Annotated in this window: 26 protein-coding genes; 17 read left to right on the top strand and 9 right to left on the bottom strand. The window is 44.4% G+C overall.

Annotation, left to right across the window (positions count from 1 at the left end; all coding sequences use genetic code 11):
* Positions 1 to 110: 110 nt before the first annotated feature.
* Positions 111 to 962: a tRNA (5-methylaminomethyl-2-thiouridine)(34)-methyltransferase MnmD gene (locus AC805_RS17345; RefSeq protein WP_055076549.1), complete on the bottom strand. Its 852-nt coding sequence runs from the start codon at positions 960 to 962 to the stop codon at positions 111 to 113.
* A 116-nt stretch (positions 963 to 1,078) separates the two neighbouring features.
* Between AC805_RS17345 and AC805_RS17350 the strand changes: the two genes are divergently transcribed.
* Together AC805_RS17350 and AC805_RS17355 are read left to right on the top strand one after the other, a co-directional pair.
* Entirely contained in the window at positions 1,079 to 1,315 is a 237-nt protein-coding gene (locus tag AC805_RS17350; RefSeq protein ID WP_055076550.1) for a DUF4160 domain-containing protein, read from the top strand.
* Complete coding sequence (locus AC805_RS17355) at positions 1,296 to 1,568, top strand: DUF2442 domain-containing protein (RefSeq protein ID WP_055076551.1); 273 nt, start codon at positions 1,296 to 1,298, stop codon at positions 1,566 to 1,568. The genes AC805_RS17350 and AC805_RS17355 overlap by 20 nt, the downstream gene beginning before the upstream one ends.
* A gap of 49 nt (positions 1,569 to 1,617) precedes the next feature.
* Here AC805_RS17355 and AC805_RS17360 read toward each other — a convergent pair whose 3' ends face one another.
* Together AC805_RS17360 and AC805_RS17365 are read right to left on the bottom strand one after the other, a co-directional pair.
* Positions 1,618 to 2,817 (bottom strand): serine hydrolase, encoded by a 1,200-nt coding sequence (locus AC805_RS17360; RefSeq protein ID WP_156341450.1) that lies wholly within the window; start codon positions 2,815 to 2,817, stop codon positions 1,618 to 1,620.
* Positions 2,818 to 2,938: 121 nt separating this feature from the next.
* A complete protein-coding gene (locus AC805_RS17365; protein WP_055076553.1) occupies positions 2,939 to 3,538 on the bottom strand; it encodes a Crp/Fnr family transcriptional regulator in 600 nt (199 codons plus the stop codon).
* 221 nt (positions 3,539 to 3,759) lie between these two features.
* Here AC805_RS17365 and AC805_RS17370 point away from each other — a divergent pair, with 221 nt between their 5' ends.
* Both AC805_RS17370 and AC805_RS17375 read left to right on the top strand, forming a co-directional pair.
* Positions 3,760 to 4,011 carry a type II toxin-antitoxin system Phd/YefM family antitoxin gene (locus AC805_RS17370; RefSeq protein WP_055076554.1) on the top strand — a complete coding sequence of 84 codons (252 nt, stop codon included), beginning with the start codon at positions 3,760 to 3,762 and terminating at the stop codon, positions 4,009 to 4,011.
* The gene (locus AC805_RS17375) at positions 4,008 to 4,262 is read left to right on the top strand and encodes a Txe/YoeB family addiction module toxin (RefSeq protein WP_055076555.1); all 255 of its coding nucleotides are present in this window, start codon (positions 4,008 to 4,010) and stop codon (positions 4,260 to 4,262) included. The genes AC805_RS17370 and AC805_RS17375 overlap by 4 nt, the downstream gene beginning before the upstream one ends.
* Before the next feature lie 332 nt (positions 4,263 to 4,594).
* On the opposite strand, the gene AC805_RS17380 is transcribed toward AC805_RS17375, so the two are convergent.
* Both AC805_RS17380 and ilvD read right to left on the bottom strand, forming a co-directional pair.
* Positions 4,595 to 5,065, bottom strand: coding sequence for a DUF29 domain-containing protein (locus tag AC805_RS17380; RefSeq protein WP_055076556.1), 471 nt, complete (start codon positions 5,063 to 5,065; stop codon positions 4,595 to 4,597).
* A gap of 214 nt (positions 5,066 to 5,279) precedes the next feature.
* Positions 5,280 to 6,974: a dihydroxy-acid dehydratase gene (gene ilvD / locus AC805_RS17385; protein WP_055076557.1), complete on the bottom strand. Its 1,695-nt coding sequence runs from the start codon at positions 6,972 to 6,974 to the stop codon at positions 5,280 to 5,282.
* 92 nt (positions 6,975 to 7,066) lie between these two features.
* Between ilvD and AC805_RS17390 the strand changes: the two genes are divergently transcribed.
* Positions 7,067 to 7,516 carry a hypothetical protein gene (locus tag AC805_RS17390; protein WP_055076558.1) on the top strand — a complete coding sequence of 150 codons (450 nt, stop codon included), beginning with the start codon at positions 7,067 to 7,069 and terminating at the stop codon, positions 7,514 to 7,516.
* Between the two features lie 60 nt (positions 7,517 to 7,576).
* Here the strand turns inward: AC805_RS17390 and AC805_RS17395 are convergent, their stop codons facing one another.
* Positions 7,577 to 8,026, bottom strand: a complete 450-nt coding sequence (locus AC805_RS17395) for a nucleoside deaminase (RefSeq protein ID WP_231663462.1) — start codon at positions 8,024 to 8,026, stop codon at positions 7,577 to 7,579.
* 134 nt (positions 8,027 to 8,160) lie between these two features.
* On the opposite strand from AC805_RS17395, the gene metG reads away from it, so the two are divergent.
* The 9 genes from metG to rpsI all read left to right on the top strand — a co-directional run bounded on the left by metG (position 8,161) and on the right by rpsI (position 15,262).
* Positions 8,161 to 9,729 carry a methionine--tRNA ligase gene (metG, locus tag AC805_RS17400; protein WP_055076559.1) on the top strand — a complete coding sequence of 523 codons (1,569 nt, stop codon included), beginning with the start codon at positions 8,161 to 8,163 and terminating at the stop codon, positions 9,727 to 9,729.
* 448 nt (positions 9,730 to 10,177) lie between these two features.
* Complete coding sequence (locus tag AC805_RS17405) at positions 10,178 to 10,810, top strand: NYN domain-containing protein (RefSeq protein WP_009628988.1); 633 nt, start codon at positions 10,178 to 10,180, stop codon at positions 10,808 to 10,810.
* A gap of 297 nt (positions 10,811 to 11,107) precedes the next feature.
* Positions 11,108 to 11,491 (top strand): 30S ribosomal protein S13, encoded by a 384-nt coding sequence (gene rpsM / locus AC805_RS17410; RefSeq protein WP_009628987.1) that lies wholly within the window; start codon positions 11,108 to 11,110, stop codon positions 11,489 to 11,491.
* 20 nt (positions 11,492 to 11,511) lie between these two features.
* Positions 11,512 to 11,907, top strand: a complete 396-nt coding sequence (rpsK, locus tag AC805_RS17415; RefSeq protein WP_009628986.1) for a 30S ribosomal protein S11 — start codon at positions 11,512 to 11,514, stop codon at positions 11,905 to 11,907.
* Positions 11,908 to 12,032: 125 nt separating this feature from the next.
* Positions 12,033 to 12,986 (top strand): DNA-directed RNA polymerase subunit alpha, encoded by a 954-nt coding sequence (locus AC805_RS17420; protein ID WP_055076560.1) that lies wholly within the window; start codon positions 12,033 to 12,035, stop codon positions 12,984 to 12,986.
* A gap of 26 nt (positions 12,987 to 13,012) precedes the next feature.
* A complete protein-coding gene (gene rplQ / locus AC805_RS17425) occupies positions 13,013 to 13,447 on the top strand; it encodes a 50S ribosomal protein L17 (RefSeq protein ID WP_055076561.1) in 435 nt (144 codons plus the stop codon).
* An 18-nt stretch (positions 13,448 to 13,465) separates the two neighbouring features.
* Entirely contained in the window at positions 13,466 to 14,305 is an 840-nt protein-coding gene (gene truA, locus AC805_RS17430) for a tRNA pseudouridine(38-40) synthase TruA (RefSeq protein WP_055076562.1), read from the top strand.
* Between the two features lie 63 nt (positions 14,306 to 14,368).
* Positions 14,369 to 14,836, top strand: a complete 468-nt coding sequence (rplM, locus tag AC805_RS17435; protein ID WP_055076563.1) for a 50S ribosomal protein L13 — start codon at positions 14,369 to 14,371, stop codon at positions 14,834 to 14,836.
* Positions 14,837 to 14,848: 12 nt separating this feature from the next.
* Positions 14,849 to 15,262, top strand: a complete 414-nt coding sequence (gene rpsI / locus AC805_RS17440) for a 30S ribosomal protein S9 (RefSeq protein ID WP_009628981.1) — start codon at positions 14,849 to 14,851, stop codon at positions 15,260 to 15,262.
* A gap of 59 nt (positions 15,263 to 15,321) precedes the next feature.
* Here the strand turns inward: rpsI and AC805_RS17445 are convergent, their stop codons facing one another.
* Together AC805_RS17445 and AC805_RS17450 are read right to left on the bottom strand one after the other, a co-directional pair.
* Positions 15,322 to 15,855 (bottom strand): hypothetical protein, encoded by a 534-nt coding sequence (locus AC805_RS17445; RefSeq protein ID WP_055076564.1) that lies wholly within the window; start codon positions 15,853 to 15,855, stop codon positions 15,322 to 15,324.
* Positions 15,856 to 16,117: 262 nt separating this feature from the next.
* Positions 16,118 to 17,812 (bottom strand): AarF/ABC1/UbiB kinase family protein, encoded by a 1,695-nt coding sequence (locus tag AC805_RS17450; protein ID WP_055076565.1) that lies wholly within the window; start codon positions 17,810 to 17,812, stop codon positions 16,118 to 16,120.
* A gap of 84 nt (positions 17,813 to 17,896) precedes the next feature.
* Between AC805_RS17450 and gcvT the strand changes: the two genes are divergently transcribed.
* The gene (gene gcvT, locus AC805_RS17455; protein ID WP_055076566.1) at positions 17,897 to 18,985 is read left to right on the top strand and encodes a glycine cleavage system aminomethyltransferase GcvT; all 1,089 of its coding nucleotides are present in this window, start codon (positions 17,897 to 17,899) and stop codon (positions 18,983 to 18,985) included.
* A 129-nt stretch (positions 18,986 to 19,114) separates the two neighbouring features.
* Here gcvT and AC805_RS17460 read toward each other — a convergent pair whose 3' ends face one another.
* The gene (locus AC805_RS17460) at positions 19,115 to 20,470 is read right to left on the bottom strand and encodes a protein phosphatase 2C domain-containing protein (protein ID WP_197278781.1); all 1,356 of its coding nucleotides are present in this window, start codon (positions 20,468 to 20,470) and stop codon (positions 19,115 to 19,117) included.
* 205 nt (positions 20,471 to 20,675) lie between these two features.
* On the opposite strand from AC805_RS17460, the gene fbp reads away from it, so the two are divergent.
* Both fbp and AC805_RS17470 read left to right on the top strand, forming a co-directional pair.
* Positions 20,676 to 21,704: a class 1 fructose-bisphosphatase gene (fbp, locus tag AC805_RS17465; protein ID WP_055076567.1), complete on the top strand. Its 1,029-nt coding sequence runs from the start codon at positions 20,676 to 20,678 to the stop codon at positions 21,702 to 21,704.
* Positions 21,705 to 22,156: 452 nt separating this feature from the next.
* Positions 22,157 to 23,476 (top strand): 3-isopropylmalate dehydratase large subunit, encoded by a 1,320-nt coding sequence (locus AC805_RS17470; protein WP_055076568.1) that lies wholly within the window; start codon positions 22,157 to 22,159, stop codon positions 23,474 to 23,476.
* Positions 23,477 to 23,507: the final 31 nt, after the last annotated feature.

Here is a 23,507-nt window from a genome sequence, read left to right on the forward strand (position 1 = left end):
ATACCAATTCACGAAAGTGTGACAACACTTTTGTGAATTAAACACCAAACCCAGTAAGGTTTTGAAATTCCCAAAATGGCGTTGCCATTTTGGGAATTGGTATTAACTGCTTATTTTTTGTTGCGAAGACTGGAGCTAGGAGGAAGGTTACTATTTTTTTGTTCGTTTTGGCGGAGCGCAATAATTTCTGAGGCTGTGCCTCGTAAAGTCCGATCGCGATAGGGGATCGCGGCACGAGTTGTGAGAAATGTGGCTTCGGTTTCGGAGATAGGTGGTAGTGCTGTGGGGGCAAAGGCGGCGATCGTGCTGGGAGATTTGCGTCCGATGGGGGCGATCGCGCCAATTTGTAATCCTGCGGCAAGCATGGCAGCCCGAACGGCGGCGGATGAAGAGTAGGTGACGAGATAGCCGTCGGGTTTGAGGCAGTTGGCTAAAAGTTGGATAAATTCGACTGTCCAAAGTTGGGGACAATGGGGCGGTGAGAAGGGGTCGAGAAAAATGGCATCAGCCCATTTTGTAGGCACTTGACCGATGGTTTGACGGGCATCACCGATGAGGAGTTGTAAGGTGAGATCCTTAGTTTCGACCGATCGCCGTTCGACAGCAATCTTGAGAATTTGCGCGATCGCTGGTTGCCAGATATTTACTAAGCCTGCGGCGATCGCCTGTTGGGGAACTTCGAGATTATTTTCGAGCGCGATGATATGTAGATGGGCAGAGGGTTTTGGTAAGGCGGAGACACTGGCGATCGCGGCTGCCGAGTTGTAACCTAAGCCATAGCAAATATCAAGAATGTTGAGTTGCGTTTGAGATTTGGCTTTTTCGGCAATTTTGGCAGGCATGACAAACTTAGCTTCGGCTTCGTTCTTTGCGCCGTGGGAACTATGAAAGGTTTCTTGAAAGGTTTCTGACCAGAAGGTAACAGACCCATCTTCAGTGGGGAAAAGTGAGAGTTTATCCATAGTCTAAAAGCATACCCAATAGGCGATCGCCTTTCTAATCTCTGGTCAAAATAAGGGGCGATCGCATATTGATATATTTTAATTAGCCAAGAATTACGCTGTGTTATTTTTAAGTCATGCCAACGATTTTAAGGATTGGCGCATATCGTTTTTATTTTTACAGTCACGAACCAAATGAACCACCACATATTCATATTGATCGCGACAATTTGACAGCTAAATTTTGGTTGCAGTCAGTTAGCCTAGCTCAAAATATTGGGTTTTCCGCTAAAGAGTTAAGGAAACTGCAATCTATGGTGATCGAAAATCAAACACAATTACTTGAGGCTTGGTATGAGTACTTTGGCGATTAAGACGGATGAGAGAGTTAAGAACGTTAGCTTTACTGAAGATACGATCGCTGTCGATCTGATGGATGGGCGGACAATTGTAGTTCCGTTGGTGTGGTATCCGAGGTTATTGAATGGAACTAGTGAACAGCTTGCTAATTGGGAAGTCTGCGGTGGTGGCTATGGTATCCATTGGGAAGATCTTGATGAGGATCTGAGTACTGAGGGTATGTTGCGTGGTGCGCCTGCGCCGAGAAAGTCAAGAGCAATTAGTTGAGGCGATCGCCGCTTTAATCTCAGCGAAAGTAAAGGGCGATCGGCTATATCTAAAACACCACATCAGCGATCGCTCTAAAGAGGGCAATTGTTTCCAATCTTATTTCACTAGTTAAAGATTTCTCTGCTGCACTAGTTTTGACAATCACTACTTGATGCTTAGGGCTGACATAGATAAATTGTCCACGATGTCCCATTGCAACAAAATCTCCATTGGTATCAGGCGGAATCCACCATTGATATTGATAGCCAAATCCAGCATATTCCTTTGCATCAGTAGCATTAGCTTGTAAATCTGGGCGATCGGGGGTGATTGACTCTTTGACCCATTGCTCAGATAAAATTTGCTTACCATTTAGTTTACCTTCATGGAGATAGAGTAATCCAAATTTTGCATAGTCTCGTAGAGTTGCATTAAGCCCGCAAAAGGTAATTTCAGTTCCATAAAGGTCGGTCAACCAAGAAGCATCAGACTCTGCTCCGAGAGGTTGCCATAACTTTTCTTGAAAATAATCGGTGATGCTTTTGCCTGTTGCACGTCTGAGTAGTAACCCCAAGACATGAGAGTCTAAACTCATATATTGGAATTTTTTTCCAGAAGGATATTCTGAAGGAAAATCTGCAATAACTCGATCCATCGGACGGAAATGGAGAAATAACTTAGACATCAGTTGATTGATGTCAGACTTTGGGTTGGAATAGCCTTCGTTAAAGCGAACACCTGATGACATTTGCAGAACATGCTTGATCGGAACATTGTTATAGCCTGAATCAATCAGTTCGGGAACATACTTGGTAATGGGATCATTCACGCTACTAATTTTTCCTTCAGCGATCGCAATCCCTACAAGAGCAGATATAAATGATTTTGCCATTGACCATGAAGTATTGCGAGCATTTGCTGAGTTACCGCGAAAGTAATTCTCATAGACAATCACATCATTTTTTACCACCAAAATACCAGTTGTCGAAGTGCGATCTAGCATCTCAGACATTTGATGATTTTTGTCTCCAAATTCATAGGAGACATTTAGCTCGCGAATATTTTCCCTCAGTTTATAAGGAGTAGCTGATTTCGCAATTGGCTTACTGGGAAAGATGCTTTCCATAGAACGAAAGTTTTCCGCTATCTTTTCCTTCTCGAATAAATTTTGTTTGGGATAGAGATAAACTCTCCACAAGCCCAGCCCAGATGCAGCCATCAAAAAAACAACTAGCCCTGAAAATATATGCCATTTTTTAACTTTCACAAGTAACTCTCCCAAATAAACTTATCTAAATCTTCTGGATCTATCCTAGATTTTGAAGACAAGCAAAGTAAAGGAGTATTTCTTGATATAAATCAAGTCTTGATTTATATCAATGAGATTTTTAATAGTGTTTTCCATAAATGCGTTGCCGTTTTTCTTTATTGGCACGCAGACGACTGAGCGTCTCTGGAGTCATACCTAGATAGGATGCTAGATGAACAAGCTTCACCCTATCTAAAATATCAGGATGCCTCAAATATATTTGATCATAACGTTCTGCCGCACTCATAGATAAGTGGGAGTTCAATCTTGCCTGAAGCCTTATATAGTGAAGCTCATACAGTAGTCTTCCAAACTTGTTCCAAATTGGATCTTTCCCATAGAGTAATTCCAAATTTGAATGACTAAGTGAGAGAAGCTTGCAATCTGAGATTAACACTATACTTTCTAGACTTGGTTCTCGCAAAAGAAAGCTTTGTGCCGAATGTACAAACTCTCCTTCAAATCCTAACCATGTCACAAATTCTTTGGTGTCTTTTTTGTAAGAAGATCTAGCTAATCCTTCTACTATAAAGTGAGTGTGATTACATACTTCACCCACTTTCAGTAAAGTAGTATCTCTAGGCAAATTCTGAAATTCAAATACTTTGCATATTTCTTCTTGCTGCTTGAGAGTAAGAGGATAAATTTGTTTTAAACAGTTAACGAGTTTCTCATACATTTAGACTGCCCAACTTCGCTTATATGCAACAATACTGATCTTAATTATACTTTAACTAAATAGCGATCTTGCGATTTAGCTAAAATTTCACAAACTAAGTATTTGTCTAACATCATTTAAAGCGATCACCGCGGTTTTATCTTTAGCAAATAGCGATCGCTGATTTAGGTAAAAGTTATAATCAATAACAATCTAGCAAGCAATAGCAGATCGACAAATTTATGAATGCAATTTCTTATGTTGATGCACAGAGTAATTTGGCAGATATGATCGATCAAGTATGCGATCGCCACGATCCTGTGATCATTACGCGCCATCAACAACCATCAGCAGTACTTCTATCTCTTGAAGATTACGAATCCCTTACAGAGACAGCTTATCTCTTAAAGAGTCGTAATAATGCCAAACGCATTTTTGAAGCGATCGCTGAATTAGAATCTGGCGGCGGTACTGTGCGGGAGCTAATCGAGTGAAGATACTTTTCTCAGAACGTGCTTGGGAAGATTATCTTTACTGGCAACAAACAGACAAAAAAATGCTCAATCGAGTTAACAACCTTATCAAAGATATTCAACGCAATCCCCATAGCGGCATAGGCAAACCCGAACCATTAAAACACGGATTATCAGGATATTGGTCTAGGCGAATTGACGATGAGCAAAGGATTCTTTACAAAATCGAGGACGATACACTTTTGTTAGTTCAAATTCGTTACCATTATTAAAATTTCAAGCAACTATTCAAATAGCGATTTAGCTAAAATCTCATAAACCAAGCAATTGTTTGACATCATTTAAAGCGATCATCGCAGTTTTACTTTTAGCAACTAGCGATTATTTTGTGATGTTTTATTGAATCGCGATCGCTGGTTATGGGGATGGATAGGCGATCGCTTTACTGTACTTATTCAAATAGCGATTTGGCTAAAATCTCATAAACCAAGCATTTGTTTGACATCATTTAAAGCGATCCTAATTACGGGTTTACACTTAGCAAATAGCGATCGCCTTGTGGTGATTTGAGTAAGCGATCGCATCTTACGTTTTATAAAATATTTTATAGAATCTCCCAAAAATCAACATTTAATATGTCATCAATATCGCGACTAAATTTCCAGTTATTTGGGAAATCAACATTTTTATACCCTTGATTTTTTCTTACCGTACGTAAAGCAAGAGCAAAAGCTTCTTCAAATAATTCATCACTATTTACATAGTTTCTAAGGCTAGGCGACTGACTCAAAATACCGATTATTTCAAATCGAGTACGATCAATAGTGATTTCCCATCCCGCATAGTCATACTCGCTTTCAACATAGCAACGTTTGAGTAAATGTTCCAGAAGTGTCGATAGCCTTCTTCTTAACTCACGCCGATCTCTACCTGCAAAGCCTTCCAACTCCTCTACCAGATTTTCAATATCGAGGTTTTCTAAACTACCACTCTTTAATTGCGCGATCACTGTTTCTAGCCACAGATTTAGATCTTGGTCGTAAAGTGATATTTTTTTTGCAATTGTTTGAGTCATTAGAGATTCTCCTGCGATCGCTCATCTCAAATTATTCTAGTCTAGATGTTAACTGTAGAAGATCGCCTTTACTGCAATTATTCACATGGCGATTTAGTTTCAACCTCATAAACCAAGCATTTGTTTAACATCATTTAATGCGATCGCTATTTTACTATCATGCAAAAAATATAGAGAGAGGCTTGCAAGTGCAAGTCTCTCTACTTGTAATCAACTAGAACAGATCTAGATCGGTTACAGCACCTTTACTACTCGTTGCCACTAGTTTGGCATATTTCGCCAAAACGCCCTTGGTGTAGCGAGGGGCAGGCGCTTTCCAATTAGCACGACGGACAGCAAGTTCCTCTTCGCTTACGTTGAGTTGGATCAAGCGCCGATGGGCATCAATTGTGATCGAGTCACCTTCATTTACTAAGGCGATCGTACCACCCACAAAAGCCTCAGGAGCGACATGACCAACTACCATGCCATAGGTTCCGCCCGAAAACCGTCCATCAGTAATCAAGCCGACAGAATCACCCAAACCAGCCCCAATAATGGCACTAGTTGGCGCTAGCATTTCGCGCATTCCCGGACCACCCTTAGGGCCTTCATAGCGAATCACCAAAATATCGCCTGCATTGATCTTGTTGTCGAGGATCGCCGCAAGAGAGGCTTCTTCTGATTCAAAGACGCGAGCGGGACCAGTAATGATTGGATTTTTAACGCCAGAGATTTTGGCAACTGCTCCTTCTTCCGCTAGGTTGCCTCTCAGAATTGCAAGGTGTCCCTGTTTGTACATAGGACGATCCCAAGGACGAATGACATCTTGATCGGAACGGGGTTCTACAGGAATGTCTTTGAGAACTTCTTCAATGGTTTGACCCGTAATCGTGATGCAGTCGCCATGTAGTAGACCTTGGGCTAAAAGCATCTTCATAACTTGAGGAATCCCACCTGCCTTATGGAGATCGGTCGCGACATAACGTCCCGATGGTTTGAGGTCGCAGAGAACGGGAACGCGCTCGCGAATACGCTCAAAATCATCAAGATTCCATTCCACACCTGCGGAATGAGCGATCGCCAAAAAGTGTAAAACCGCATTCGTCGATCCACCGACAGCCATAACCACGGAAATCGCATTTTCGATCGATTTGCGAGTGATGATGTCACGGGGGCAAAGGTTATTGCGAATTGCATTTACTAAAACAGTACCCGCCAGTTCGGTGTTAGCCGCTTTCTCAGGTGCAACCGCCGACATGGTGGAGGAATACATCAAACTCATGCCCATAGCTTCAAAAGCCGAAGACATCGTATTAGCCGTATACATACCACCACAGGAACCCGCTCCAGGGCAGGCATTACGTTCGACCGAGTTAAGCCTTACTTCGTCAATTCTGCCCGCACTATATTGACCGACAGCTTCAAAGGAGCTGACTACCGTTAAATCTTCTCCATCCAAATGTCCAGGCTCGATCGTGCCACCATAGACAAATAGAGCGGGAATGTTCATTCTTGCCATAGCGATCATCGCCCCTGGCATATTTTTATCACAGCCACCGATCGCTAAAACGCCATCCATGCTCTGACCTGTACAAGCGGTTTCGATCGAGTCAGCAATGACATCACGGGATACGAGGGAATACTTCATGCCTTCAGTGCCCATGGAGATGCCATCACTGATCGTGATCGTGCCGAACACTTGAGGCATCCCGTTAGCGGCGCGAATCCCTGCTTCAGCACGAATGGCAAGGGGAGCAATGCCCATGTTACATGGTGTAATGGTACTGTGGGCGCTGGCTACACCGACAATAGGTTTAGTAAAATCCGAATCTTGAAAACCAACAGCGCGTAACATAGCGCGGTTTGGCGATCGCTGAACGCCTTCGGTAATTGCACGACTTCGGCGATTATCGGTGCTATCGGACATAGTTCAAATCTCTGTTATTAGCTTAATCAACTAAAACATTTTAGAATTTTTGGACACGCGAACCATAACTTTGGACTATTGCTCCCAAAACAATGCAACTTCATCAGCTTCTATCTAATCCCATGACTCAGTCTTTGAAACGTTATGCAGTCATCAGTACAATTACCTTAACCCTCGGACTTAGTTTGTATGGCTGTGGCGAAAGTCGAGTTGCTCAATGTAACAAAGTTGTTACTATCGCCAATAAAACCAAAAATCTTGCCGCTCCTAAAGATATGTCAGGGTTGGGGACATTAGCCGACAATATCGAACAAATTCGCACAGAAGTACAGAGCGTGAACGTACAAGACTCGAAGCTGAAGGAGCTACAGGGGCAGTTATTAGCAATGTATGGCGATGTTTCCCAGTCCCTAAAAACACAGGTTAAGGCAACTGAAGCCAAGGACAAGAATGCCTTAGAAAAAGCTAAGGGAGATTTAAGCGCTGCCGCCAGTAAGGAAAGCGATATTGTCGATCGCTTGAATGCTCTATGCACCAAATAAAGCTATCTAGCCCTAAAAGGCTGTAGCGCACGCGCAGCGTGCGCTACAGCCTTTTGGGTTTTAATTTCTAATATGTTGAAACCAAGTTTGCAATAATTCCTGACATTCCCGTTCGCGGATTCCTGCGATCGCCTCAAGTCGATGAAAAGAGACAGGACTATCGGGCAAATTTGCTACAGTACGGATTGATCCTGTCTTGGGATCATCCGCACCATAGATTAAAGTGCTAATCCTTGCTTGCAAAATCGCTCCCGCACACATCGGACAGGGTTCTAGAGTAACGTAGAGACTACAGCCCGTGAGATACCAGTCTTGCCAAACCCTTGCCGCCTCACGGATCGCCACTATCTCAGCATGGGCGGTAGGATCGTGATCGCGTTCTTTGCGATTAACCCCAGTGGCGATCGCCTCACCCCATTTATTAACAATGACAGCCCCCACAGGAATTTCCCCCAAGCTTCCCGCCTCCTGAGCTAAGGCGATCGCCCGATCCATCCAAAATTGATGCATTATTAAATTTTTCATCGCGGGTTCCAGCAGCAAAATTGGAGAATGAGTCCCATACATTCGATAATTTTGGGATTTAATGTTACATTTACCGCCATTTTTTTGCAAAATGGTATTAGTCCTGAATTGAGTCTTCTATGCCCCTAGAACCGATCGCTTTAACTACTCCACTTTTCTATGTCAACGATCGCCCCCATATTGGTAGCGCGTACCCCACGATTGCCGCCGATGCTTTGGCGCGGTTCTATCGACTCAAAGGACATCCTGTCATGTTTGTGACTGGCACGGACGAACACGGACAAAAAATTCAACGCACCGCCGAAAAAAATCATTTATCGCCCCAAGAACATTGCGATCGCACCGTAGCCGAGTTTTATAGCCTTTGGGAAAAATTTAATATTCGCTTCGATCGCTTTACGCGCACATCGGCTCCGAAACATCACGCGATCGTTAACGAATTTTTTCAACGGGTTTACGATGCGGGAGATATTTACTTAAACCAACAAAAGGGCTGGTACTGCGTTGCTTGCGAAGAATTTAAAGAAGAGCGCGAACTTCCCCCGAGCCATCACTGTCCCATTCATACCAATGTCGTATGCGAATGGCGCGACGAGCCCAACTATTTCTTTCGCCTATCTAAATATCAAGCAGCTCTCGACAAATTCCACGAAGACAACCCCAACTTTATCCAACCCGAAAGTCGACGTAATGAGGTCTTGGGCTTCATGAAACAGGGGCTCGAAGACTTTTCGATCTCCCGCATTAATCTTGATTGGGGCTTTCCGATCCCCACCGATCCCACCCATACAATTTACGTATGGTTTGATGCATTACTTGGATATATCACCGCACTACTCGATCCCGACGACGAACCAACCCTAGAAAATGCCATCAAGAAGTGGTATCCCTTCAACCTGCATATTATCGGCAAAGACATTTTAAGATTCCACGCAATTTATTGGCCAGCCATGCTTATGTCTGGGGGGTTAGCCCTACCAAAGCGCGTATTTGGTCATGGTTTACTGACAAAAGATGGTTTAAAAATGGGCAAAACTTTGGGTAACACCATCGATCCCTACGACCTAGTCGATCGCTTTGGTGCCGATCCCATTCGTTATTACTTTCTCAAGGAAATCGAGTTTGGACGCGATGGCGACTTTAACGAAGAAAGATTCGTCGCCATTGTCAATGCCGATCTCGCCAATAGCCTCGGCAATTTGCTCAATCGCAGCCTAGGAATGGTAAATAAATACTGTCAGCAAACAATTCCCGTCAGCGATCCCCGCGATCGCACTGAGGTATCAGACTTAACCACCCCCATCATCGAACAAGCCACAAAATTAGGCGATCGGGTTGCACTTGACTATCAAAATCTCAACTTTCGAGCAGCAAGCGAGAAGATCTTAGAATTAATCTGGAACTGCAACAAACTAATTGATGAAACTACGCCTTGGAAGCTATTCAAAGCAGGAAAACAGCCAGAGGTAAACGAAACCTTATATACCTTGCTTGAAGCAGTTCGGATTGCTGTGTATTTAATATCACCAATCACCCCCAGCCTCAGCATGGCAGCATATCAGCAATTGGGCTTAAGTTTTGATGAAACATCTCCACCTGATTGGAGTCACACAAACTGGGGAATACTTCAAACAAGTAAATCCGCAACCACACCAACGCCAATCTTTCAACGTATTGAAATTATGTAAACGACAATACACTTTAAGTTGGAATTAGTGTAATTTATTAACTTTCCCCCTTATCAAAATCTATACCTCTGAGTATATTTACTTATGGTGTATAGTTAAAGATAAGTTATAACTACAAACACCTTGTTTTTATATTCTTATTTTAAAAACTTGTATTAATACCAGTCTCAATATTTTAAATCTATTTCAAAATCATCTGGAATTTACTTTAAAATCCACCAAAAAATTTTAATTCTCAAACAGTCTTGGGATAAAGCAAATTTTTCTATTATAAAAGTTACTTTTAACGTCCGACACTGGCTCTATATTGGGCTACGTGTGAGTTTATTAAAAAGTTTTAAGAGGTTCTTCTAAATCAGGTAAACACTTAGGACGGTTTTAAGTATCAATGCTAATACCAAAGCTTCATCCCTCAGCACTGGATAACAAACGTTCTATAGGCAAAAACATGTTACCTTTTGAGCAAGATACTGGCTTCAAGCCAGACCAGATTTTAGAAAATCGAGGGCGCGTCGCCATCTTTATCGATGGCTCCAACCTTTTTTACGCAGCTTTACAATTGGGGATCGAGATCGACTATACCAAATTGCTACTGTGTCTCACCGATGGTTCGCGTCTCCTCAGAGCCTTCTTCTATACAGGGGTCGATCGCACCAATGAAAAGCAACAGGGTTTTTTACTATGGATGCGGCGCAACGGCTATCGAGTTATCTCTAAAGAGCTCGTCCAACTCCCTGACGGCTCCAAAAAAGCAAACCTTGATGTCGAAATTGCGGTAGACATGATGGCTCTAATCGGTTCCTATGACACAGCCGTATTAGTCAGCGGCGATGGGGATCTCGCCTATGCTGTAGATGCCGCCAGCTATCGGGGTGTCCGCGTTGAAGTTGTGAGTTTGCGATCGATGACCAGCGACCACTTAATTAATGTCGCCGATCGCTATGTAGACCTCGAAGCCATCAAGGAAGACATCATGAAGATCTCACGATCTCAATCACCTAGCAGCCCTCCATCGATCGCTAACTACACATACCGTCCGATCTCTGGAGTTGCATCCATAGATATCGACCGCGACATCTAAATTAGTATTGAGATTAGTGTTGAATTAGTATTGATTAATATTGCTTTAATATTGGTTTAATAAAACTAATCCTAGAAAATATTGACAGAAGTTGCCATTGTCAATATATTATAGAGTTCGCTGTAAAATATTACGTCTTCGTAATTTGCTTCTGCCAATTGTAGCTAACCCACTGCATAGAACGCACGCTCTCACGAAGATAGTGTTGTACAGCTCCCCAACCCTACAAGTCCTGTAATAAAGGCTCTTTAGGGGAAATATAACCTTAAAAACTGACAACAAATTGGGAGACTTATAGTGGCTCGCATTGCAGGAGTTGACCTTCCTCGTGACAAGCGCATCGAAATAGGACTAACGTATATATACGGAATCGGTCTAACTAGCGCCAAAAAAATCTTAGCAGCTACCAAAATAAACCCTGATACAAGGGTAAAAGAGCTTACTGATCCTGAAGTAACAACTTTGCGCCAAGAGGTAGAATCCAACTTTCAAGTAGAAGGCGATCTGCGTCGTCTCGAAGGTTTAAGTATCAAACGCCTAGTAGACATCGGTTGCTACCGAGGTCGGAGACACCGTATGGGGCTTCCTGTGCGCGGACAACGTACACGCACCAATGCTCGTACCCGTCGTGGTGGTCGTCGTACTGTCGCAGGTAAGAAGAAGGCTCCAGGTAAGAAGTAAGTAAGGATTAACACGAAACAATGGCTCGTCAAACAACCCGTAGAACTGGCGCACGCAAGAATAAGCGCAACGTCCCTAATGGAGTCGCTTATATCCAGTCTACTTTTAACAACACTATCGTCACGATCGCTGACACCGTAGGAGATGTCATCTCTTGGTCTTCGGCTGGTGCTAGCGGCTTTAAGGGGGCAAAGAAAGGTACTCCCTTCGCAGCGCAAACCGCTGCTGAATCCGCTGCCAGAAGAGCAATGGAGCAAGGAATGCGTCAAGTTGAAGTAATGGTTACAGGTCCTGGATCAGGACGCGAAACCGCAGTGAGAGCTTTGCAAGCTGCTGGTTTAGAGATTACCCTCATTCGCGACATTACTCCCATTCCTCACAATGGCTGCCGTCCTCCAAAACGCAGACGTGTGTAATTTCAATTACGAATTAGAAATTACGGATTAAAAACTAAGTTCGCAATTCGTAATTTGTGATTTTCCAATTCTCTAATTTCCCCCTTTGATTTTCGTTTACTCTTGCAGACTAAGTCGGTACAAATATGGCACAGTTTCAGGTTGAGTGCGTTGCATCCCACACAGAAAAAGACAATAGCCAGTACAGCCAATTCGTACTGGAACCACTAGATCGGGGGCAAGGCATTACCATTGGAAATGCGCTCAGACGGGTATTGCTCTCCAATCTTGAGGGTGCGGCCGTCACTGCTGTTCGCATTGCTGGTGTCAACCATGAATTTGCGACGATTCCAGGCGTGCGGGAAGACGTTTTGGACTTGATGCTCAACCTGAAGGAACTCGTGTTGAAGTCTTATAGCTCAGCACCGCAGATCATTCGTTTGGTAGAGCGCGGGCCCAAGCTAGTCACAGCTACCAGTTTTCATTCCTTGCCCTCGGATATCGAGATTGTCAATCCTAACCAATACATCGCCACCCTTAGTGAAGGCGCAACCTTGGAAATGGAACTGACCATCGAGCGTGGTAAAGGCTATCGTTCGGTAGATCGTTCTAAGGAAGATCACAGCTCACCCATTGATACGCTCAAGATTGATGCTGTGTTTATGCCTGTACGTAAGGTCAAGTATGAAATTAAGGATGCTCGGATCGGTGATGCGATCAATAAAGAGAGCCTTCTCATTGATATTTGGACAAACGGCAGCATTACGCCTCAAGAAGCGCTCAGCCAAGCGGCTAGCGTGCTAGTGAATCTATTCTCGCCCTTGCAAGAAATCACCCTTGCGCCAACCCTGCCCCAAGAACGTGACGAGCAAGACGAGACTAAGCAAATTCATATCGAAGAATTACAACTGTCAGTTAGAGCTTACAACTGCCTCAAGCGGGCACAGATTAATACTGTTGCTGATTTGTTGGAATATACCCAAGACGATTTACTGGAAATCAAAAACTTTGGTCAAAAGTCGGCTGAGGAAGTTATGGATGCCCTCAAACAGCATCTTGGCTTAACTTTAACTGAATCCAAAGCTTCTAAAGTTCTGTAGGTTTCATATCCATCTAGTACACACCTATGCGTCACCGTTGTAAAACCCCCCAGCTTAACAAAGCTGCCGATCAGCGCAAAGCTCTCCTAAGGGCTTTAACGACTGAATTAATCCTCAGAGGAGAAATTAAAACGACCAGAGCCAAGGCTGATGCCGTTCGTAGCAATGTCGATCATATGATCACCCTTGCTAAAGATGGCTCTTTGCATGCTCGTCGTCAAGCGATCTCCTATCTCTACGATATCTCCGTCAAAGATGGCGAACCCGTAAGCGATCGCCCAATGACCAAAACGAAGCAAGCACAGCTACCTGAAGATGAGCGCATCACTAGCTTAGTGGACTTGCTCTTTAGTCAAGCTAAAGATCGCTATGCAGAACGCAATGGTGGTTATACCCGCATTGTTCGCACTGTTAGCCGTCGCGGTGACAATGCTGAAATGGCAATCTTGCAACTCGTATAAACCTAAAGATGCCTGAAGATGTTATTTGCTGATTCTGAGTCTTCCCATCGTGTTGCTTTAGTTATCCAATATCTAGGTACACAGTTTTATGGGTGGCAACGACAGCCAAATCATCCCAGCGTGCAACAAACGATTGAAGAAGCGATCGCCAAGATCTGCGGTAAAGCAACCGTTTTGCATAGTGCAGGTAGGACTGATACTGGCGTTCATGCTGCGGCTCAAGTAGCTCATTTTGATACGTCAAGTGCAATCCCTCCCCATCGATGGGCAAAGGTACTGAATAGCTACTTGCCCGACGGCATATTGATCTGCGGCTCAGCAGAAGTAGCCAGCGACTGGCACGCGAGATTTTCGGCTACATGGCGACGTTATCGTTACACGATTTACACCGCCTCCATTCCGAATCTTTTTGTAAAACAGTTTAGTTGGCACTATTACCACGATCGCCTTGATGAGCGGTTAATCCACCAAGCCCTACAGCCCATGTTAGGCGAACAGGATATGGCAGCTTTTCAAAGAGCAGGATCGAGTCGCCCCCATAGTCGACTGGAGCTTCAAGAAGCAATATGTTGGCGGGATGGTGATTTTGTCCATGTGGAAGTTCAAGCAAGTGGCTTCTTATACGGCATGATCCGTTTATTAGTAGGGCAGTTAGTCGATGTGGGGCGTTCGAGCCTGACCATCGAAGCCTTTACGAATATATGGAAAGAAAAGCGTCGTATCGAAGTTAAGTATGCCGCTCCACCGCAAGGTCTATGCTTATTGGCGATCGGCTATGCCGATCATCCATTTGCCGAGTTCGCATCGCGCAAGCAGACGTTGGTTTTAACTGATAATCATGTGCTCGCATTGGTTTGAAGTCTAAAAAGACGTTTTCCCCATAAAAGTTTTAATAGAAAAATCTCGCTTGTAGAGAAACTAATGACTACAACTACACTTACCCCTAATAAAAGCTACTTACCTAGCGATCCCGATCGCAAATGGTACATTATCGATGCTGAAGGTCAGCGTCTCGGACGGCTTGCTAGCGCGATCGCGGTAATCCTACGTGGCAAAAATAAGCCCATCTATACGCCTCATCTAGATACTGGTGATTTCGTCGTGGTAATCAACGCCGAAAAGATTGCGATAACTGGCAAAAAATCAACGCAAAAGCTATACAGAAGACATTCTGGTCGTCCAGGCGGGATGAAGGAAGAAACCTTTGACAAGGTAATCGCTCGCGTTCCCGAACGGGTTCTCGAACATGCCATCAAAGGTATGTTGCCTAAGAACACCCTCGGTCGTCAGCTTTTCACCAAGCTTAAGGTTTACAAGGGTGCTAGCCATCCCCATGAGGCTCAACAGCCCGAAACTTTGGTTATCAACACCATTCCATCGCTGAAGTAGGAGAAATAACAGATGTCAGATACTGAACGTTCTAATCGTGCTGTTTACTGGGGCACTGGTCGTCGTAAAACAGCGATCGCCCGCGTACGCCTCGTCCCAGGGGAAGGCAAAATCGTCATCAATGGTAAACCAGGCGATCTGTATTTGCAGTTCAACCCAAGCTACATTTCAGGCGTAAAGGCTCCTTTGGAAACCTTAGGCTTAGAAAATGAGTACGATGTATTGGTCAATGCTCATGGTGGTGGCGTTACAGGTCAAGCCGATGCCATTCGCTTGGGTGTTGCCCGTGCCCTGTGCGAACTCGCTCCAGAAAATCGTAAGCCCCTCAAGGTTGAAGGCTATATGACTCGCGATCCTCGTTGTAAGGAACGCAAGAAATACGGACTTAAGAAAGCTCGTAAAGCGCCTCAATACTCGAAACGGTAATCATTTACCTAACAGAAAAAGCCTCGCAATGCGAGGCTTTTTGATTTTTATATTGATTTTTATAGTTTTTCGATGCCGCGATTTAAAACTTCATAATAAAGGGGCAAATATCCTGATTTAATCCCCCCTTCTTCTTTGGCTTTGTCTAAGTTACCGCGAAGGGTATGGCTATTGTGAACGCTGTAAATTTCATAGCGATCGCCAATAAACACATAATCCGCGACATCGGTAAACTCTTCGCCTTTAACCAACTGCCAGCGATCGTCTATATAGATAAAATGATAGTCCGCCAGATCGGGGCTTGAAGATGGGCGCTCGACGGACGCAGAGATCTCAGCGGTGTAATGGGGATTAGTATTGCTAGGCGGAACAACTTTACTAACGACATTGCGATAGAAACAGCTTTCGTTATAGCAAAATCTGAGCTTTGCCATTTTAGTTTTGATATTTTCAAAGCGATCGATAATTTGACTGCGAGAAGGTTCGGTTGCCGCCGACACATTGGGGGCAAAACTATTCGTAAAGGTGATACCAAGACAAATCAGGCAGACAAAAAATATACTGGCAAGCGATCGCCATTGTTTGCTGGTCATAAAAATTAGAATTATAAAAAGTAATTAATCTCCCTTTAATTCTATCCCTTGAGCATTGGTCGGTAACTCCCCCAAAGCAAACATGGGTGGCGGCACTTGATGCCGCCACCCATGTTTGCTTTGGGACTTACGATTTAATAAAGTACCAAATATAAAACCAGAGTCGGTGGCGCGGCTCCGCCGCGCCACCGACTCTGGTAAATCTGGATTGGTATCTTATTTTCTCGCAAGTCCCTTAGCATATCTCCAACAAAAACTGAGATCAGTTCAGATTTTGGAAAGCGGCAAAGGGTAGCACGGCAGCGATCGCCCTAGGCATTGCCCCCGTTACAGTTTTCACTGCCATATCCCATAGCTTTGCAGGTTCGAGATCTGCGCCGATCATCCGCCAGATGCGCATCAACTCTTCCGTATGTAAGCGATTATCTTCAGTGAGCGCAAGCAAGATACGGCGACGGATATATTCTCCATCCTTAGAAGTTAAGAACTTAAAGCCCATGCTTGCGGTGGGGATGATATCAAACTCACCGTCGGATTTGGCGATCGCGAGTAGGTTCTCTAACCGCGACCATTGAAACTTATCATCCTTAAAGAGGATTTCTAGCAGACGTTGCCGTAAGCTATCAGACTCATCGGTGAGCAAGCGTCTAGCAACGTAGGGATAGGCAACCTGCACGATCCGAAATTCAGGATTGAGGCTGAGGGCGACCCCTTCCTGCGTGATCACCGAGCGAATAATTAGCGCAAACTTGGCAGGCAAGCAGAAGGGATAATCGTACATTACCTTGGAGAAGCGATCAGTAACGACCTTAAAGTTAAAGTCCTTTACCTTTTCCGACATAATATCGCCGAGTACGGATTCAAGAGCATTGACAATTGGCTTCATTTCAATGTCAGGCTGCAAGAAACCAAGTCGGACGTAATCTTGCCCTAGCTCGTCATAGTCCTTATTGAGCAAATGTACGACGGAATCGACTAACTGTTCCTTCGTTTCTAGATCCAACTGATCCATCATGCCAAAGTCGATATAAGCCATCTTGCCATCATAGGTAGCAAAGAGGTTGCCAGGATGCGGATCGGCATGAAAAAATCCAAATTCTAGAAGTTGACGCAAACCCGACATCACACCTATGCGAACGAGATTATCAGTATCTAGTCCTGCTGATTTAATCTGTTCGATTTCATTGAGCTTGATGCCATCGATCCATTCCAAGGTCAAAACTTTATGGGTGCTGTACTGACGATAAATAGAAGGAACTTTCACATCGGGATCGTTTTTAAAATAACCTGCAAAGCGTTCGGCATTAGTTGCTTCGTGGGCATAGTCAATTTCTTCAAATAGTTTCAAACCGAACTCATCCACGATCGCTTCGAGGCTATTACCTAGATTAAGGGGGAGCAGAGGTCCCAGCCACGAGGCAATGCCCCTCATTATGTAAAGATCGAGGGTCAGCATGGGAATCAGATCGGGACGCTGTACCTTTACAGCAACTTCTTCGCCAGAGTACAAAGTCGCCTTATAAACCTGACCTAAACTAGCCGCTGCCACGGGGTCTTCGGAAATATTGCGGTACACCTTATGTACTGGCTTGCCTAACTCATATTCCACGATCGCGAAGGCTTGCTCGTTAGAAAAGGGTGGCAACTGATCCTGCAATTTGGTAAGTTCTTCAAGGAAATCAACACGCACCAGATCGGGGCGGGTTGATAAAGCCTGACCAACTTTGATATAGGTGGGACCAAGGGCAGTAATAATACGTCGTAACTGCTCGGCGAGTCTCGGTTGGCTCACAGTATTACCAGTCAAGACATCCCAGCCAAAAGCTAGCCCAAAACTGATGGCAAAATAAATGATTTTAAAAATCCGACCAAGTGCTAACCAAGGACGACGACCGTAATAGGTGGCATTGGCTTTGGCATCGTAGCAATTTAGCTGTTCGAGAGGATGCTGACTCACGCTGATAATTACCGTTTTTATATCCGACTAATCTATCAGTATACAAAACTACATAATATACTTGTAATAATTTTTTAAATACCTATGACTAATTCTCTCAAGCGAACCCCTCTTTACGATCTCCATGTTGCCTCTGGTGCAAGATTGGTGGAATTTGGTGGTTGGGAGATGCCCGTCCAATATAAGGGAATTGTCGCCGAGCATAAGGCTGTGCGATCGCAGGTGGGGATGTTCGATGTGTCCCACATGGGCAAATTGACGATCTCAGGAAAAGGAGTTCTCGAAACCTTGAATAACCTCGTACCATCCAATTTAGGAAGGGTGAAGGTGGGGCAGGCTCTATATACGGTTTTGCTCAACGATCAGGCGGGAATCATTGACGATGTGATTTTTTATCGCCATGAACCCGATGGCGATCGCGAAAATTGGTCTGTGATTGTCAATGCTTCTACTACCGACAAAGACAAGGCATGGTTACAAGAGCATTTAGGCGATCGCTTAGTCGATAATTCTGCTTCCCAAACGCTGATTGCCGTACAGGGCAAAACTGCGATCGCGACTTTACAGGATCTGATCGCTTCAGATTTGATGAAGTTACCGAGGCTGCGCTTTGGACATACCCGCGCTGAAGTCCTCGGCGTTCCCAGTTTTGTAGCGCGGACGGGCTATACGGGCGAAGATGGCTGCGAAATCATGACCGATATCGAGACGGGTAAGGCACTTTGGCAAAAACTGCTCGATCTCGGCGTTGCACCCTGTGGTTTAGGTTGCCGCGACACCTTGCGCCTAGAAGCGGGAATGCATCTTTACGGTCAAGATATGAACGATACAATCACTCCCCTTGAGGCCGATCTAATGTGGATCGTCCATCTCAAAGAAAAGGGGGACTTTATTGGCAGAGCCGTTTTAGAAGATCAGAAACTGAATGGAGTACCTCGCAAGTTAGTTGGTTTAGAATTGGAAGGTCGCAACATTGCCCGTCATGATTATCCAATTCGTTATGAAGGCGAAACCGTTGGCATTGTCACCAGTGGCACGATGTCACCAACCCTAGGTAAAGCGATCGCCTTTGGCTATGTCCCATCCGATCTCGCAAAAAACGGTCAAATTCTCCAAGTCCAAATTCGCGACAAAGAGTTTCCCGCTAAAGTAACTAAGCGCAATTTTCTCTAGGGCTTGAATCCAAGTAACTCAGATCTCTTGTTTTTCTCTTGCTTTTTCGCTACTCCCTTCCCACCAAAGAAATAGACATCAAAAACCAAGAATTATTGTTGCGGCGCGAAGCGCCGCAACAATAATTCTTCACTGGGAAGGGAGTAGCTTGCATAGAATCAGAATCGCCGTCAGATTATCATGTCCATTGATATGATTTCCTAACTCCATCAGATTATCTAAACCTGTTTTTAGATCGATTTCTTCATGGAGAATTGGCAATAAATGCGATCGCCAGTTCTCCTCGATCACATCGTGATCGCACAAACCATCGGAACATAAGAGAAATAGGGTGGATTCTGTTAAAGAGAAAAACTGAATTGATGGTTCTAGGCAATCGCTGGGATTTGGCCCTAGGGCTTGCGTCAATTGATGGACATCAGGGCGAGCTAGCGCCTCCTCCAGATCCATCCCTAGATCGAGTAATTGATTGAGAACTTCATGGTCGCGGGTTAACTGTTCGAGCTTTGCAGAGTCGAAAGCATCATCATTGAAAGAATCCAGTTCTAACGATGTTTCACGCTCATCAAACTCTACATTAAAGACTTTTGAACTATCGGTCACTTTATAAATGCGGCTATCACCGACATGGGCAATTACCACTTCTAGATCGTGAATGGCGAGCATAACCAACGTAGTTCCCATTCTGCCAAGAGAAAGCCGTAGTTCCTCTTCATTTTTAACAAAAATCGCTTGATTTGCCTTACAAACGATCTCCTTCAGCTTATTTTCCCCAGGCAAGGTATCCATCCAAAAAGGTTGAAACTGTTCGGAGATCGAATTAATCGCGATCGCACTTGCCTCCTCACCGCCATCATGCCCACCCATTCCGTCACACAATACAAATAACCCATGCTGGCTGCGATCGCTCTTTTGGCTTTTGCTATGGGTGCTACGGGATTGGAAAATCGTAACAAAGTCATCCTCATTGCGATCGCGTTGCATCCCCGCATCGGTCTTGCCACCATAAATAATATCCTGCAAGCAGATTGGCAAGGCTGGCACAGATGCATCTATGGCAGGGGTAGTCCTTGTCGAACCGATAATAGTCGATAGGTCCGCACTAATATCTCTAGGTTCCTCTATCTTTAAAGCTAAAGCAGGCTCTAAACCTACCGATGATTCATCTGTCCCTGCGGCAGTTTCATTCGCGATTTGTCCCGTAATTTGACCTAGGGTTTGAGAAGAAGTCAAATTTTTTACTTGGATTTTTATATCCCCTAACATGCTTTCTAGATTTAGAGGCTTGGTGGGGTTAGAAGAAGGCTGAATTGCCTCATCTCCAAGAATATTTAAAGTAGGATCTGGCGCAATTTTAACCGAGACCTTGGTACCACAAGATTGACAAAATTGGTAGCTATCGGGGTTTTCAACCTTACAACTAGGACAGATAATCATCATTATTCCTGTTCTGTGGATAATATAGAGGTTTGCAGATGAGTGCATACTCATTTGCAAACAAAAAATCAATCTCAGGATATTTTTTGAGTTTTTACTTTGCCTACAGCAAAATAAAAACTGCTATAAATCTACGCTATAAATCTACATAGTTATCTATGTTACCCCCTTCTCCGTAAATAAAATGAATGCATCATCATTTGCAAAACACCATAGTCCATAATGGGAGAGAAGAATTAAGGTATTCAAACCGATGACTGATTCTACCAGACTCAATCCCGCCGAAGAAATCGTTCTTGGGCGAGACTTTATGACGCTTTCTCAGCACGTTCTTTCGCAATTTGGAACGTTTTCGGCTGAGGCATACGATCTGAGCGCATTGATGGGACGGATTGGTTTAGCAGGGAAAACCATTGCTCGCCACCTGAGCCGTGCTGGTTTAGCAGAGAATGTACTCGGTGTCACGGGCGAGATCAACGTGCAGGGCGAAGCGGTCAAAAATATGGATCGCTATGCCAATCGAGTTTTTTTACGCGCTTTTGAACAAAGTGGTTTAGTCTGTCGCCTTGCTTCTGAGGAGATGGAAGAGCCCTACTATATTCCTGAAAATTGCCCCATCGGTCGATATACTTTGCTCTACGATCCTATCGATGGCTCCAGCAATATCGATGTCAATTTAGCGATCGGCTCCATTTTCTCTATTCGCCAACAGGAGGGAAACGATGAATCGGGAGAGGCTCTAGATTTACTCCAATCAGGACGCAAGCAGATTGGAGCGGGATATATTCTCTACGGAACGAGCACGATGCTTGTATATTCCCTCGGGCAAGGCGTTCACGCATTTACTCTCGATCCTAGTATTGGTGAATTTATTCTTTTTCAAGAGAACATCCATATTCCTGCCAATGGTTCTATTTATAGTGTCAATGAAGGGAACTTCTGGCAATGGGAAGAGCCAATGCGAGAATATGTCCGCTACATTCATCGCCAAGCAGGGAATACCGCCCGTTATTCTGGAGCGCTTGTTGCCGATATTCATCGGATTCTCTTTCAGGGTGGGGTATTTCTCTATCCAGGCATGGTCGGGCATGAAGATGGTAAATTACGACTACTCTATGAGTCTGCGCCGCTGGCATTCCTAATCGAGCAGGCTGGAGGTCGAGCCACTACAGGCACTCAAGACATTCTCGATGTAATTCCCAAAAAATTGCACAGTCGCACCCCTTTATTTATCGGCAGTGCCGAAAATGTCAAAGTAGTAGAGTCCTTTTTAAACCCATAAATTTTAAACCCATAAAATCAATAGCGATCGCTTAGACCCTTGATTTTCATTGATTTTCATATTTTGGGCGATCGCATTATGGGGAATGCGAACATATTGCAATGAACTTACTGCCAAGAACATATTGCCAAGATGTCCTTGGTCAGCTTACAGGGGCTAAATGAGTTGTGAGAGGCTTCGACTTCGCTCAGCCATCCTATCTTGATGGCTGAGCGAAGTCGAAGCCCTATGTTGCTATATCAAAGCTACATAGGACATAAAACCCAAGAATTGACTGGCGGCGATTCGCGCCGCCAGTCAATTCTTGGGTTTTATGTCCTAGTACAATTGGGCGCAGCTATATCTCGATTTTAATCGATGAGCGATTTCCAATCTCAGACTATAATTTGATTTAACATTAGATTTACAAAAATCGCGTAGGAATCAATATCTACATCAAGGACATCACAATTATGGGAATGACACTCACCGAAAAGATTTTGGCAAAAGCGTCAGGCAAAAGCCACGTTAGCCCAGGCGAAAACATTTGGGTGAATGCTGACCTGCTGATGACCCATGATGTCTGTGGTCCGGGCACAATTGGTATTTTTAAAAAAGAATTCGGCGAAGATGCTAAGGTTTGGGATAGAGAAAAACTTGTCTTGATCCCCGATCATTACATTTTCACTAAAGATGCCAGAGCAAACCGCAATGTTGACATCTTGCGGGACTTTGCCAGAGAGCAAGATATTAAATATTTTTACGATATTACCGACCTGTCGGACTTTAAAGCAAACCCAGACTATAAGGGCGTATGCCATGTTGCCCTTGCTCAAGAAGGACATACTAGACCTGGGGAAGTGCTATTTGGAACCGATTCGCATACTTGCAATGCAGGAGCCTTCGGACAATTTGCTACTGGCATTGGTAACACCGATGCCGCTTTTGTCCTCGGCACGGGTAAATTACTGGTGAAAGTCCCTGCGTCGATGAAGTTTATCTTTGATGGCGAGATGCCGAAGCACCTTTTGGCTAAGGATTTAATTTTGCATGTAATTGGCGATATTAGCGTCAGTGGTGCAAACTATCGAGCTTTACAGATTGAAGGTGAAGCGATCGCCAAAATGACGATGGAAGAACGGATGACAATCTGTAACATGGCGATCGAGGCTGGTGGTAAAAATGCGGTAATTGCACCCGACCAAACCACCTTTGACTATGTGCGATCGCGCACCAATAAGCCCTTTGAATCCCTCTATGCCGATGCTGATGCGGAGTATTACTATGTCAAGCATTACGATGTCTCCAAGCTTGAACCCGTAGTTGCCAAGCCCCACTCACCCGACAATCGCGCCTTAGTTCGTGAAGTGCAAGACGTTAAGATCAATCGCGTTTACATTGGTTCTTGTACGGGTGGTAAAACCGAAGACTTCTACCACGCAGCGCAGTTACTCAAAGGTCAGCAGGTGAAGGTTCCCACCTATCTCGTCCCAGCAACTCAAAAGGTTTATAACGATCTCTTTAGCTGGAAGATCGATGATCTGACGCTCTCAGAAATCTTTTTAAAAGCTGGTTGCATTGAACCTGCGTCACCTTCCTGTGCGGCTTGCTTGGGGGGGCCTCAGGATACCTTTGGCAGGGTCAATGAGGCCGAAGTCTGCGTCTCGACTACAAATAGGAATTTTCCAGGCAGAATGGGCAACAAACAAGCGCAGATTTATCTCGCGTCGCCCTACACAGCGGCGGCTTCAGCCTTAACAGGACATATCACCGATCCCCGTGATTTTATGTAAATTAAAAACCAAAACCTAGAAGAGCGTACCG

The sequence above is a fragment of the Pseudanabaena sp. 'Roaring Creek' genome (assembly GCF_001402795.1).
Lineage (GTDB): Bacteria > Cyanobacteriota > Cyanobacteriia > Pseudanabaenales > Pseudanabaenaceae > Pseudanabaena.